We start from the raw sequence: 12,598 nt of genomic DNA, 5'->3' as shown, positions 1-12,598 counted from the left end.
CTTTTATTGATTAAACTAAGGGAAGAATTCTTCCCTATAAAAAATTATTCTCCATTATGTTTTTAAATGTTATGTTTTTAAGCTCATCACTTAATACTTTCTGAACTTTCCCTAAAGCTTTATGAACTTGACACTTTCCCATCTTTTGCGCATTACAAGCCTCAGGCTCTATAATGCATCTTGCCACATATACAGGTCCATCAACTGCCTCCATAACATCTATAAGACGTATTTCCTCAGGTAATCTTGCTAGAGCATAACCTCCATTAACTCCCCTAAAAGAATTAATTATCCCTGAATGCGTTAGTTTTCTTAAAATTTTTAGTAAAAATCTTATAGGTACCTTCTCATATTGGGACATGACTTTTGCTTCAACTTTAGTACCAAAATCTAGCTTACATAAATATAATACTACTCTTAAGGCATAATCTACTTCTTGAGTAATCTTCATAATTCTACCCCTTATAAGGTTTTTTTATATTTAAAAATATATCACTATACTTCTCTAATGTCAACATTTTGTTAATAATAATTATTATATAAAATCTAATTTCCTTTGTTTTTCTGAATAATTAATAGATAATAAGAATTAATTTTCATCTATCGATATTAAAAATAAAATTGAATAGGCATCAAACCTATTCAATTTTGGCCAGACTTCACTTCGTAAAATGAAGGCAAATGAGTATGAAAAAATTATTACTCTTTTAACTATTAAATTTTAAAAATCTAATATATATCATAAAATGCTTATTGAAAACTTTTATTCAGTTAGCTTAATATTTAAATTTACTTCCTTTCCATCTCTAAGCACTGTAATCTTAACTGTATCTCCAGACTTATGTTTTTCTTTTAACTTATTTAATTCATCTAATTTTTTAACTCTCTGCCCATCAAAATTTATAATTAAATCACCTCTCTGAATTCCCCCCTTTTCTGCAGGCGAGAATTCTTCAACATCAGCAATCCAAATACCTTCTTCAAGATTATTTTGCTTAGCAGTATTCGCATCAACTTCTCTTACTTGAACACCAAGTTTAAGTATTGGCTTAGAAAGTGTTGCAAGTCTATCTTTCACTTGATTTATTGGAATTGAAAATCCCATTCCCTCTATTCCTTCTCCTACTTTTTTAGCAGTATTGATGCCTATGACCTGTCCTGTTGAATTTATAAGTGGCCCTCCACTATTTCCTGGATTTATTGTAGCATCTGTTTGAATAAAAGTAGTCTTCTTTCCGTTTGACTCAATAACTCTAGAAGGCGAACTAATAATTCCTTTAGTAACAGATCCTACAAATTCTTTTCCTAATGGACTACCTATTGCAATAACCTCTTCACCAGCTTGAAGAGCATCGGAATCTCCAAGCTCAACCACTCCAGGTACTTTTATATTATCAGTAATTCTAACAACAGCTAAGTCCTGCTCTTGATCATAATTTACAATCTTAGCATTTACTTCTTTACCGCTGTTAAGTGTTACCTTAAGTTGCTGTGCTCCGCTTATTACATGAAAGTTTGTTAAAACATACCCTTCTTCATTAATAATAAATCCAGAACCTACACCTTCCTGCTCTGTAGGTGAAAATAACCCCTGTTGAATACTATTAGTTGATACGGTAACTACTGCTGGCGATACTTTCTTTACAACATCTGTAGTAGTCAAAGCCTGCTCATCTTTCGCAAATGTAGGAGGATCATAGTTTACTCCCTTAGTAGCAGTTGTCCCATTAACATCTGTAGTATATAATTTTCTATTAAGATAATACACTCCGCCAGCCCCTATAACTCCACCTATAATAGCACATAGTAGGCCTCCTGTTATTAATGCAGCAACTTTTCCTCTACCTTTTCTTTTTTTCTTTGGTTCTACTATCTTATAGTCAGCTGTTTCCCATGTATTTGAAAACTTATCTTCTTTGTTACTGTTTACTATAACAAAGTTTTGATCATTTTCTGCATTAAAATTATTATTATAGTTATCCATTTATATTACCTCCTATATTATTTTCTTCATAATATAAATTTATAATAAACTAGTTTTGTGACAATTATATGTCAACAAGAAATATTTTATTATAATAAAAAGATGACTCTTTTTAGAATCATCCTTTATCTCTGTGTATTTTGTTCTTCTAATTTTTTCATGGATTTATATTTTTTCGTTATGCTTTTTAATGCATTATAAACTATATCATTATTTTCTAAAGAAATAACATCACTCTCAGGATTTACAGAGTAAACATCAAAAAGTTCCTTTGATGTAAGCTTTGAAAATTCTTTTTGACCTTCTATATTTCTTTTTTCGTTAATAATTATAGAAACAGGTTTTCCATTTAAAAGACCTTCATCTTGAGAGGTACTATTTGCCTCAATTAGGTTATTTAATTCATTATAATAAGCACCTGTATAATTTTTTCTTATCCTTTCAACTAAAAAAGCTTGTTTTTGCCAATCTCCAATTTGATCCAAAAACCCTTTTGGATTATCTAAAAGATTAACACCATTTATAAGAGAAGTAAACCCTATATAAGAACCATAATATTCAACTGCTCTTTTAAAACTCTCTTTTTTATACGACTTTATGAATGTCTTGTCTTTTAATAATTTTTCATTAATTGGATCTATTAATATCATTCCACCAACTGATTGAGGATAAAGCTTTGCATAGTTTGTCATAACTAAGCTTCCATACTCTTCACCTACTAATATATATGGACCAGTTACCCCTGCTTTCTTTAGAATCATTCTTAAATCTCTTGCTTGTTGCTCAGGAGACTCTGCTTTCCCAGAATCATTAAAACCATATCCCGCTCTATCATATACAAAAACTTTTCCGTCAAATCCTTTATTAAGACTTTTAATAATCTTACTCCACTGTGCTGAACCAGTTCCTATATTACCATCAAAAATTACGGTATATTCTCCACTTCCAATTAGATTGTAATAAAAACTTTTTCCGTCTATTCTAACATATTGACTTTTAGGCTTAATTTTAACACTTGCTACTTTATCACTAATTACCTGATATAAAAACCCTAAAATTAATATTATTAATAAAACATAAATTACAATTTTTGTGGTCTCTAAAGGATGTAGCTGTCTTTTTACTTTAATTTTATGAAACCCATTAGAATATGGCAAAAACCTCATTCTATTCCCCCTATCTTTCTCCAAGTTTTAAATTTGGCTTTGCATTTAAGTCCATGGGAGAAATATTTCCTTTAATTAATTCAAAATATGCTGCACTTCCTATCATTGCTGCATTATCAGTGCATAACACTGGTGAAGGAAATAAAACTTCAATTCCTTTTTTGTTAGATTCCTCTGTAAGTTGAGCTCTTAAAGCTGAATTAGAAGCTACGCCTCCTGCAATTGCAATCTTCTTAACCCTTCTCTTCTTACAAGTGGATATAACATTTTCTGTTAATACATCAATAACAGCCTGCTGAAAAGAAGCTGCCACATCTGCCTTATTTATCTCCTGACTTGTCATCTCCATTTTATTTAGATAATTAAGCACTGCAGACTTTAATCCACTAAAGGAGAAATCTAAGCTATCATCATGAAAATTAGCTCTTGGAAAATTTATCGCTTCTGGATTTCCTTCCTTTGAAAGCTTATCTATCTTTGGTCCACCCGGGTATCCCAATCCAATAGCTCTTGCAACCTTATCATAAGCTTCTCCAGCTGCATCATCTCTTGTTTCACCTATAACTTCAAACTCACCATAATCCTTCATATGAACTATAAATGTATGTCCTCCTGAAACTACAAGACATACAAAAGGTGGTTCTAAACTCTTATGCTCTATAAAGTTAGCACATATATGCCCTTCAATATGATTTACTCCAATTAAAGGCTTATTTAAAGCATATGCTAGCCCTTTAGCATATTGAAGACCTACTAAAAGTGCACCTACAAGACCTGGACCATATGTAACTGCTACAGCATCTATATCATTAATGGTGATTCCTGCTTTCTCTAAAGCTTCCTCCACCACTGCATTTATTACCTCTATATGTTTTCTAGATGCTACTTCTGGCACAACACCACCAAATTTAGTATGTATATCAATTTGAGATGCGATTATATTTGATAAAACCTCTCTTCCATTTACCACTATTGCTGCTGAGGTTTCATCACAACTACTCTCTATTGCTAAAATTACTTTTCTATCCATAATAAATACCTCATTTTTATATAATAATCAATATGTATTATACTTTATAGCCATACCTTTATCAATGAATTTATCTTGGTTCTTAAGTAAATATTACTTTCTATTTCACTTATATTAAATACTTTTTACAACAAGTTACTTAGATTTGTGTTTTCATCTCTTATAAATTAAAATTAAAATGTAACTCATAGATATACATAATCAACTTCATCACTAAATTTAGAATTTACGAAAACTCCCCCAAATTTAAAATCGTTTTTATCATTTCATAAAGTGAGATCTGCCTAAAATTAATTTAGAAATAACCTTGTATATCTTTAGTAAAGGAGAAAAAGAATGAATAAACCTTACGCAAAAGTTGTAGTATATGGCTCTCCAATATCAAAATCGAATTTTAAACTTTTTAATACTCAGGGGAGAGCTATTTTACCTTATAATTCAGGAAAATACCACGATAGATATGCACTCTATGAAGAAGAAATTGCTATTCATACAAGAGCACAAAATCCTAATCTTATATTAACTGAAGGACTCATTGCAATTCTAAAAGTTTATTATAAAAGTGAAAAACGTCATCCTGATACTAATAATATTACAAAGAGTATTTTTGACGGTATAGAAAAAAGTGGTCTTATAATAAATGATGCTCAAATAAGAAAGATAATAATTGAAGAATTTTATGATAAAGAAAACCCTCGTTTTGAACTAGAACTCTTTGGGGAAAGTTCCTTTAAGATGGATTATAAAATAATTGAAAGAGATACACCTGTAAATAAGCTTCAGTACTCTCCACCACCAAATAAAACCCAAAACATAATAAATAAATCTGAAGTTGCTATAAAAAAGCAAGTTTTAAAGGATATATGCTCTATATGCGGCAAAATAATAAAAAATGATAATTATATAACTGCAGATAAAGGTAAAACCATCATATGTAAAAATTGCTTAAACAAAGTATTATAAATTCAGTTATAAAGTTGTGTATCTATAATGCTGCTATAATATATAATAAAAGTGAATAAGTATAAAATCCATTGACTTTTAGCCAGATTTCACTTAGTGAAATGGTAGCAAATCAATTCAGTTATAAAATTGTATATATATATCTTACTTTAGCTAGATTGTTTTGGAGGTATATTATGAAGATAATATGTATTGGAGATAGTCTTACTTTTGGGTATGGTGTAAATTTAGGAAACTCTTGGGTAGATCTTTTGAGAAATAAAACAAAAAATGAAATCATAAATAAGGGTGTAAATGGTGATACCACCACTGGAATGCTTTCTCGTTTTTCAACTGATGTAACGAATCATTCTCCAGATATGGTTTCAATAATGGCAGGAACTAATGACTTATTAATGGGAAGGGACTTAAACACTATAGTGGATAATATTCTACTTATGATTAAAGAAAGTACGGATAATAATATAATCCCTATAGTTATTATTCCTCCACTAACACTTCCTAATTTAGCAAAGAAACGCTGGTACTCAACTGTAAACTATGATTTTATTAACTCCCAGATTTGTTCTCTAAAGGATAAGTTAACTTCGAAGTGTGGTGAATTGCATATAAAACTCATAAATTTCTCATCAATTGTTCCACTTGAAGAAGACTATTTCTCAGATGGAGTACATCCTAATGAAAAAGGACATACCCTAATGTTTAATAAAATCCTTAGTTGCTTACAGGATTAAAGGGACTTACCACTGGTAGTCCCTAACTATTTCTTGAATGGTATATTTTTAAATAACTTGTTGCCTGCCTGCCTACCTCATATCCCTCTAATGTGGTATCATCAGCATAACTAAAAGAATGAACTACATTGCCACAAGCATATATTCCAAGCTGAGATGTTTCAAGTTTTTCATTTACATCTAGCCCAAGGTTTTTTTCTGATATTTTAAGCCTTGCTTTTTCTGCAAGCTCACTTTCTGGAACCCATCCTACTGATAAAAGAAGACAATCACAGTCCATCTTTTCTATCTGTCCATTAATCACTTGCCCTTTTTCATCCACAGGAGCAATTGTAACCTCTTCTATCCTGTCTTTCCCCTTTACATCAATAACTGCGTTAGAAAGCATTACAGGTATATTAAAATCCTCAACTACCCTCTTCATTTCCTTTCTTTTGGCTATTATAAATGGTTTCTTCTCAATAAGAGCTTTAATCTTGGCTCCCTCAAGAAGAAGTCTTCTTGCAATAACAATAGTTATATCAGAAGTTCCTATTATAACGATATTTTTACCTGGAAGATATCCTCTCATATTTACAAATTGTTGAGCAGTGCCTACAGTATATATTCCTGCAAATTTATGTGTAGCAATATTTATATTGCCAGTGAACTTTTCTCTACTACCACAAGCAAGAATTATACATTTTCCCTTTGCTTTTATAACTCCTTCATTTGGATTTACATAAGTTACAATCTTATCTCTTGTTAAATCTAATACTAATGAATTTAATTTATACTCTATGGATAACGCATGTATTCTATCGATTAAAAATTGTGCATATTCCGGTCCTGTAACTTCATTATCTAATATCTTTCTTCCAAAACCATTATGTATACATAAATTCAATACTCCTCCTAAAATATCTTCTCTTTCCAGAATTAAGATCTTTTTAATTCCTTTTTCCCTTGCAGATATTGCAGCAGCCATTCCAGCTACTCCGCCACCTATTATAATAATGTCATATTGCTTCAAACTAATCGCCCTCCCTTTAAAGAGACTAACCCTTTTGAACACTTTTATTTTATCATATTTATATATAAATTGGTTTATACTAAGTTTAGTTTTATAAAACATATTACAATTAAGATATTAAGATAATTTTTTATACGATTAATAAAACAATAAAAAAACTGTTCTAATCATGTTTTCCAGTAAAATAATAAACTGTATTTACTATAAAAATCAATTAGTTGCACATCCTAAAGTTGAAAGGAGCGATTTAAATGAATAACCAAGATAAAAAAACAGATGGTAAATTTAGAAAAAAACATATAAATCATGATCCTAAAACTGAAAGTACAAAGGCAACTTTTGATAAACAAAAGATGCATGATCACGATCCATCAGACTTTAAACTATAAATCCTATTCACTTTTAGCCAGATTTCACTTTGTGAAATGGCACCAAATAACTAAAAGGAAGCCTCTTGGCCTCCTTTTACTACTTTTCTATTCTTTAACTGTAAATTTAGCTGGAACAATGCATTCCTCATCATAAAATTTTTTTGATTCACCATAAATTCTTACTTCTTTTTCAAATGCTTTCAGTTTAATCACTTTAACACTTAGTGAAGCTTTTTCTAGAAACTTATCACAATTTTCACTTGTATTTCTAGTTATCTTTAAGATTTTATTACTAACTTTATTACTTGTTTTATCTGTTAAAATCAGTATTTGTTTTCCCTTTAACTTTCTTCCTAATTTATTATTTATCTTAGATGTAATGTTTCCAGTACCCTTTATGGCATTTTCCGTAGAGAATGCAACTAATTCTCCCACAAATTTAATTATTTTTCCAACAGTAATCATAAATGCTCTCCTTATTAAGAAAATTTTTCTTATATACCTGTATATAAAAATTTATATCTTTATTGTATTTTTTGATGTATTCATTATCTCTACAATTGTATACATATTTGTGATTTCTCCAACAGCTAACTTTTCTTTAATATCATAAAAGTCTAAACATGTACCACAACTTAATATATTTACGCCTCTATTCTTTAATATATTCAAGCTTCCTAATATTATAGACCCTTCAATTGTAAGTTTAACTCCACCATTAATAAAAATTAAATTTTTAGGAAGCACATCACTTTCAGAGAGAGCATAAACATAAGTTTTCATTAATGTATTACCTAACACATCATCACCATTACCAAGCTTATCTGAAGAAATAATTATTGACAGTTCTTCTGTTTTATTCATTATGTCTTTCTCTCTCATATTTTTAGAAATAATTATTTTAAAAAGTCCATTTTCTCGTTCAAAGCTTCCCTCATATCCATTGTTTGATGCAAATTTCAAAAGATTATTTTTTGCTACTTCATTGTCTACAATTATTTTTGCAATTCCTTCGTTTATAGAATCAAAATACTTTTTAGTATTTATTACTGGCTGTGGGCATACCAAACCTTTACAATCAATTATATACAAAAAATTACCCCCTTTACTTTAATTATATAGTTATGTACTTATACAAAGATAAACAAATTCAACTCTAAATTATAAATTTAGCTATGAATTTGTTTATCTATAATTTATTTGAAGATTAGATATCTATCTTAAATACATGCAATAATAAATTAACAACTTTACCATTAATAAATATATGTATTTTCATTGATTTATAGCTTTTATTATAATATAATTTTTCCATTAAGATATTAATTATTATTGAGGTGTTTCCATGATATTAAATAGCATAAAAACCACCCTAATTAAATCATCTATTATTAGGTTAATATTTTATATTTTAATATTAACTGCTTTAACTCTAAAAGGTATTTACTTCTTAGGATTTACACTAAGTAAAAATACATATAACTTTAATTTTTTACTAGGCTATAGTAAAGCAAATCCCTTTATATATTATTATGTATCATTTATAGCCATATTTCTAAGCTTTGGTTTTCTATTTAAAGAAAAAGGCAGATATATTTATATGATTATAATAAATATATTATTAACATTATTAATATTGCTAGATCTTTGGTACTTTAGGGGTTTCTTGACAGTTCCTTCAATACTTATTGTAAATCAAACAGCTAATTTAGATAATATGTCAGGAGCTATATTCTCCATGACAAGTAATTTTGATTTTATATTTATTATTGATTTAATTATACTTATAATCTACTTATTATTTAATCATAAACATTTTAAGAACTCTAAAATAAACATTAAAGCTTTTACAGCAATTTTTACTGTATCAATATTATATATTGGATATATTCCATTTAATGTTTTTGTACTTAATAGAGAAGTCAAAAATGATTATATTTTTAGCGGATATGACCCTATGGACTCAGCTAGATTTTTCTCTCCAATAGGGTATCACATTTTCGATCTATATAATGTATATAAGGATTCTAAACCGTATAATTTAACTGATTCTGAAAAAAATGAGGTTAAAGAATTTTATAACAATAAAAATGAAAATCTTAATGATAATAAATATAAAGCTATTTTTAACAATAAGAATCTCATTGTAATTCAGGTTGAATCTTTAGAAACCTTTGTGGTGAATGAAAAAATTAATAATCAGGAGATAACTCCTACTCTTAATAAATTGCTTAATCATGGTATATATTTTCCTAATACTTTTGAGCAAGTTAACGAAGGGACAAGTTCCGATTGTGATTTAATGGTTAATACTTCAATATTTCCAATTAGAAAGGGAAGTACATTTTTCAGGTATCCAAATGCAACATATGTCTCTCTTCCTAATCTACTTGAAGAAAAAGGATATTCAACTACTGCAATTCATGCTGATAAAGGTTCTTTCTGGAACTATTCGCAGGGTCTAAAGGGAATAGGCTTTAATAATTTTATTGATTATTATTCTTTTGAAGATGATGAACAAATAGGTTTAGGCTTAAGTGATGGTACATATTTAAAGCAAGTTGTACCTAAAATAAAAAATATGAAGCAACCTTTTTATTCATTTCTCGTGACCTTAACAAGTCATGGCCCTTTTGAGTTACCTGATAAATATAAAGAATTAAAACTTGAAGGTGAGTTAAAAGATAATATCTTAGGTGATTACTTTCAAAGTGTGCATTATACTGATAAACAAATTGGAATATTCCTTGATACTCTTGATAAAGAAGGTCTTCTAGATAATACAGTTGTTGTTGTAGTTGGAGATCATACTGGAGTGCATAAATACTACAATGACAAGGTTGAACAATTAAAAAATCCTGAACCATGGTATTTAGATAATGGTGATCATACAGTTCCTTTCATTATTTATAATAAAAATTACAATGAGCCTACAAAGCTTGATTTGTATGGTGGACAGATTGATATAATGCCTACACTAGCTTACTTGATGGGTATTGAAGAAAATAAATATATTAATTCTGCATTAGGTAGAAGCTTATTAAAAACTAATAAATCATTTGCAGTATTGGCAGATAAAACTTTTAAAGGTACAGTTGCATCCCAAGAAGAAAAAAATATGTATATTAAGTCTCTTGATTTAAGTGATAAGTTAATAAAAAGTAATTATTTTAAGAATAAAAAATAGGTATCAGCTAATGATACCTATTTTTTCCATCTGTATCCTATTCCCCACACTGTTTCAATATACTTAGGAGAAGATGCAGTCTCTTCAATCTTTGTCCTTAATCTTCTTATGTTAACATCAACTATTTTAGGATCTCCAAAGAAATCTCTTCCCCATACTTGATTTAAAAGTTCATCTCTACTTAAGGCTTTTCCAGGATTCTCAAGAAATAACTTCATAAGTAAGAACTCCTTGCGCGTAACAAATACTTCTTTATTATTTTTTAATAATATTTTAGAATATAAATCAAGTAAAAAAGGATTGTAAATTAACCTATTACCATCTTTTTTGTCTGTATTATTCTTAATTCTCTTAAGTAGTACTTTTACTCTAAAAGTTACTTCTAGCGGATTAAATGGCTTAATGATATAGTCATCAGCACCACACTCTAATCCTACAATCTTGTCCATATCATGAGCTTTAGCAGTTAGCATTATAATTCCTATCTGAGGAAGTTCTTTTTTTAGCACTTCACATACTTTATATCTATCAATATCAGGAAGCATTATATTAAGAATAGCTATCTCAGGTTTTTCTAATAAAGCTCTTCTTATTCCTTCTTCTCCATTATCAACTTCAATAACCTTAAAATTATTACGTTGAAAATTAATTTTCAAAAGCCTTCTTACATGCTCTTCATCATCAACAAGTAAAATTTTTATCATAAATTCACCACCCAATTACTGATTCTCTATATAACTTATATTTTTATAATAAAATAGAGAAGTCATGTAAACTTCTCTTAAATTATAACATAATATTTATTTTTATTTCCTATAATTTCATATTCTGCTTTATTTTAGAAAAATATATCCTTTATTTTAATGTTTTAAAATCATATCCTTGTTCTTTTAAATATTTTATTATTTCTGGCAAAGCTTGTGCAGTCGATTCTTTACCATATGTATCATGCATTAATACTATTAGTTTATCTTTGCCGTTAGCTGTTTTTATTAAATTCTTTACCAGCTTGTCCTTATCTTTTTTATTAGTTCCTTGTGCATCTCCATTAAATGCGTTCCAATCTATATAATTATAATTTTTTTCTTTTAAAACCTTATCTATCTCATTAGTTCCTTTCCATGACATATGACCACCAGGAAATCTAATAACTCTTGTATGAAACTCATCTCCCAATATAGTTTTTATTATCTCTTGATTTTTTTCAATATCATTCATAAAGCTCTGTACATTAATAGTACTTTTAGGATAAAGTATATCATATCTATGGGAATATGTATGATTCCCTATGGCATGTCCTTCAGCATATTCTCTTTTTAATATTTCCTTTGCCTTTTCTGACTTCTCTAAGGATGACCCTACGATAAAAAAAGTAGCCTTTACATTACTTTCTTTCAAAGTCTCTAATATTTGAGGTGTAACTGTAGTTGATGGACCATCATCGAAGGTTAAAAAAGCAATTTTTTTACCATCTTTTTGTTTTTCACTTCCATTTAACATATTCTGAATTTCTTCTGCATCAAAAGTAAACTTGTCCCCTAATGATATAACATTTATACCTTTAATTAGCTCAGCTTCTACCGGTTTTACCTCTTCTGCTAAAGAAATAGTTTTTTCTGAAAAGTTACTCTTTTCTCCAATAACAACAGCTTGTACAATTTTTGTTTTGCTTGTTATGAAATATTGTGTTGTTTTAATCCCTACTGCTATAAGAAAAAGCAAGATTATAAGAGCTATTACTCGTTTTTTATGCTTTCCATACTTTCTTCTATACATTCTTTTATTACTCCTTATTGCGTCCAATCCAAATTAATTATTTATCTTATATTATTTTACTATATTTGGTTTTAAATATAAACTACAATACGGTAACATAAAATATATTTTTATAATAAAAAAAACATCAAGTTAATACTTGATGTTACTTACAATTGGCTCCGCGGAGAGGGCTCGAACCTCCAACCTATCGGTTAACAGCCGAGTGCTCCACCATTGAGCTACCGCGGAATATTATATATTAATAGAGAGTTGTTGTCTCTCAAAATTGCACATAAGTTTTAGCCTTTTTATTGGTCAAGCCCTCGACCTATTAGTATCAGTCAGCTCAACATGTTACCATGCTTACACCTCTGACCTATCAACCTTGTGTTC

Annotated in this window: 13 protein-coding genes, 1 tRNA gene and 1 rRNA gene; 4 read left to right on the top strand and 11 right to left on the bottom strand. The window is 29.0% G+C overall.

What is annotated here, in order from left to right:
• Positions 1–34: 34 nt before the first annotated feature.
• The 4 genes from CPJCM30710_RS11530 to tsaD all read right to left on the bottom strand — a co-directional run bounded on the left by CPJCM30710_RS11530 (position 35) and on the right by tsaD (position 4,180).
• Positions 35–451: an RrF2 family transcriptional regulator gene (locus CPJCM30710_RS11530; protein ID WP_212904326.1), complete on the bottom strand. Its 417-nt coding sequence runs from the start codon at positions 449–451 to the stop codon at positions 35–37.
• A gap of 312 nt (positions 452–763) precedes the next feature.
• Positions 764–1,984 (bottom strand): S1C family serine protease, encoded by a 1,221-nt coding sequence (locus CPJCM30710_RS11525; RefSeq protein WP_212904325.1) that lies wholly within the window; start codon positions 1,982–1,984, stop codon positions 764–766.
• Between the two features lie 125 nt (positions 1,985–2,109).
• A complete protein-coding gene (locus tag CPJCM30710_RS11520) occupies positions 2,110–3,150 on the bottom strand; it encodes an alpha/beta fold hydrolase (protein ID WP_212904324.1) in 1,041 nt (346 codons plus the stop codon).
• Between the two features lie 10 nt (positions 3,151–3,160).
• Positions 3,161–4,180: a tRNA (adenosine(37)-N6)-threonylcarbamoyltransferase complex transferase subunit TsaD gene (tsaD, locus tag CPJCM30710_RS11515; protein ID WP_212904323.1), complete on the bottom strand. Its 1,020-nt coding sequence runs from the start codon at positions 4,178–4,180 to the stop codon at positions 3,161–3,163.
• Between the two features lie 336 nt (positions 4,181–4,516).
• Between tsaD and CPJCM30710_RS11510 the strand changes: the two genes are divergently transcribed.
• Both CPJCM30710_RS11510 and CPJCM30710_RS11505 read left to right on the top strand, forming a co-directional pair.
• The gene (locus tag CPJCM30710_RS11510) at positions 4,517–5,143 is read left to right on the top strand and encodes a RusA family crossover junction endodeoxyribonuclease (RefSeq protein ID WP_212904322.1); all 627 of its coding nucleotides are present in this window, start codon (positions 4,517–4,519) and stop codon (positions 5,141–5,143) included.
• 176 nt (positions 5,144–5,319) lie between these two features.
• Positions 5,320–5,877 (top strand): GDSL-type esterase/lipase family protein, encoded by a 558-nt coding sequence (locus CPJCM30710_RS11505; protein ID WP_212904321.1) that lies wholly within the window; start codon positions 5,320–5,322, stop codon positions 5,875–5,877.
• Positions 5,878–5,899: 22 nt separating this feature from the next.
• Here the strand turns inward: CPJCM30710_RS11505 and CPJCM30710_RS11500 are convergent, their stop codons facing one another.
• A complete protein-coding gene (locus CPJCM30710_RS11500) occupies positions 5,900–6,889 on the bottom strand; it encodes an NAD(P)/FAD-dependent oxidoreductase (RefSeq protein WP_246503522.1) in 990 nt (329 codons plus the stop codon).
• A 251-nt stretch (positions 6,890–7,140) separates the two neighbouring features.
• Here CPJCM30710_RS11500 and CPJCM30710_RS11495 point away from each other — a divergent pair, with 251 nt between their 5' ends.
• Positions 7,141–7,278, top strand: a complete 138-nt coding sequence (locus CPJCM30710_RS11495) for a CPC_1213 family protein (protein ID WP_212904319.1) — start codon at positions 7,141–7,143, stop codon at positions 7,276–7,278.
• A gap of 87 nt (positions 7,279–7,365) precedes the next feature.
• On the opposite strand, the gene CPJCM30710_RS11490 is transcribed toward CPJCM30710_RS11495, so the two are convergent.
• Positions 7,366–7,725, bottom strand: coding sequence for a hypothetical protein (locus CPJCM30710_RS11490; protein ID WP_212904318.1), 360 nt, complete (start codon positions 7,723–7,725; stop codon positions 7,366–7,368).
• A gap of 51 nt (positions 7,726–7,776) precedes the next feature.
• Complete coding sequence (gene yedF, locus CPJCM30710_RS11485; RefSeq protein WP_212904317.1) at positions 7,777–8,352, bottom strand: sulfurtransferase-like selenium metabolism protein YedF; 576 nt, start codon at positions 8,350–8,352, stop codon at positions 7,777–7,779.
• 253 nt (positions 8,353–8,605) lie between these two features.
• On the opposite strand from yedF, the gene CPJCM30710_RS11480 reads away from it, so the two are divergent.
• Entirely contained in the window at positions 8,606–10,447 is a 1,842-nt protein-coding gene (locus CPJCM30710_RS11480) for an LTA synthase family protein (RefSeq protein ID WP_212904316.1), read from the top strand.
• Between the two features lie 17 nt (positions 10,448–10,464).
• Here CPJCM30710_RS11480 and CPJCM30710_RS11475 read toward each other — a convergent pair whose 3' ends face one another.
• The 4 genes from CPJCM30710_RS11475 to CPJCM30710_RS11460 all read right to left on the bottom strand — a co-directional run.
• On the bottom strand, positions 10,465–11,151 hold the full coding sequence (locus tag CPJCM30710_RS11475) for a response regulator transcription factor (protein ID WP_212904315.1): 687 nt from the start codon (positions 11,149–11,151) through the stop codon (positions 10,465–10,467).
• A 151-nt stretch (positions 11,152–11,302) separates the two neighbouring features.
• On the bottom strand, positions 11,303–12,223 hold the full coding sequence (locus CPJCM30710_RS11470) for a polysaccharide deacetylase family protein (protein ID WP_212904314.1): 921 nt from the start codon (positions 12,221–12,223) through the stop codon (positions 11,303–11,305).
• Between the two features lie 156 nt (positions 12,224–12,379).
• Positions 12,380–12,454: transfer RNA gene (locus CPJCM30710_RS11465), tRNA-Asn, on the bottom strand.
• A 62-nt stretch (positions 12,455–12,516) separates the two neighbouring features.
• Positions 12,517–12,598, bottom strand: a 23S ribosomal RNA gene (locus tag CPJCM30710_RS11460); the annotation flags it as partial.

This window comes from Clostridium polyendosporum (assembly GCF_018332455.1).
Lineage (GTDB): Bacteria > Bacillota > Clostridia > Clostridiales > Clostridiaceae > Clostridium_AY > Clostridium_AY polyendosporum.
This window is presented reverse-complemented; position numbering and strand designations above follow the sequence as displayed.

Coding starts and splice junctions, on each gene's coding strand:
- CPJCM30710_RS11470 (WP_212904314.1), bottom strand. CDS start 12,223: ATGTATAGAAGAAAGTATGGAAAGCATAAAAAACGAGTAATAGCTCTT.
- CPJCM30710_RS11475 (WP_212904315.1), bottom strand. CDS start 11,151: ATGATAAAAATTTTACTTGTTGATGATGAAGAGCATGTAAGAAGGCTT.
- CPJCM30710_RS11525 (WP_212904325.1), bottom strand. CDS start 1,984: ATGGATAACTATAATAATAATTTTAATGCAGAAAATGATCAAAACTTT.
- CPJCM30710_RS11490 (WP_212904318.1), bottom strand. CDS start 7,725: ATGATTACTGTTGGAAAAATAATTAAATTTGTGGGAGAATTAGTTGCA.
- CPJCM30710_RS11530 (WP_212904326.1), bottom strand. CDS start 451: ATGAAGATTACTCAAGAAGTAGATTATGCCTTAAGAGTAGTATTATAT.
- CPJCM30710_RS11505 (WP_212904321.1), top strand. CDS start 5,320: ATGAAGATAATATGTATTGGAGATAGTCTTACTTTTGGGTATGGTGTA.
- tsaD (WP_212904323.1), bottom strand. CDS start 4,180: ATGGATAGAAAAGTAATTTTAGCAATAGAGAGTAGTTGTGATGAAACC.
- CPJCM30710_RS11495 (WP_212904319.1), top strand. CDS start 7,141: ATGAATAACCAAGATAAAAAAACAGATGGTAAATTTAGAAAAAAACAT.
- CPJCM30710_RS11520 (WP_212904324.1), bottom strand. CDS start 3,150: ATGAGGTTTTTGCCATATTCTAATGGGTTTCATAAAATTAAAGTAAAA.
- CPJCM30710_RS11510 (WP_212904322.1), top strand. CDS start 4,517: ATGAATAAACCTTACGCAAAAGTTGTAGTATATGGCTCTCCAATATCA.
- CPJCM30710_RS11480 (WP_212904316.1), top strand. CDS start 8,606: ATGATATTAAATAGCATAAAAACCACCCTAATTAAATCATCTATTATT.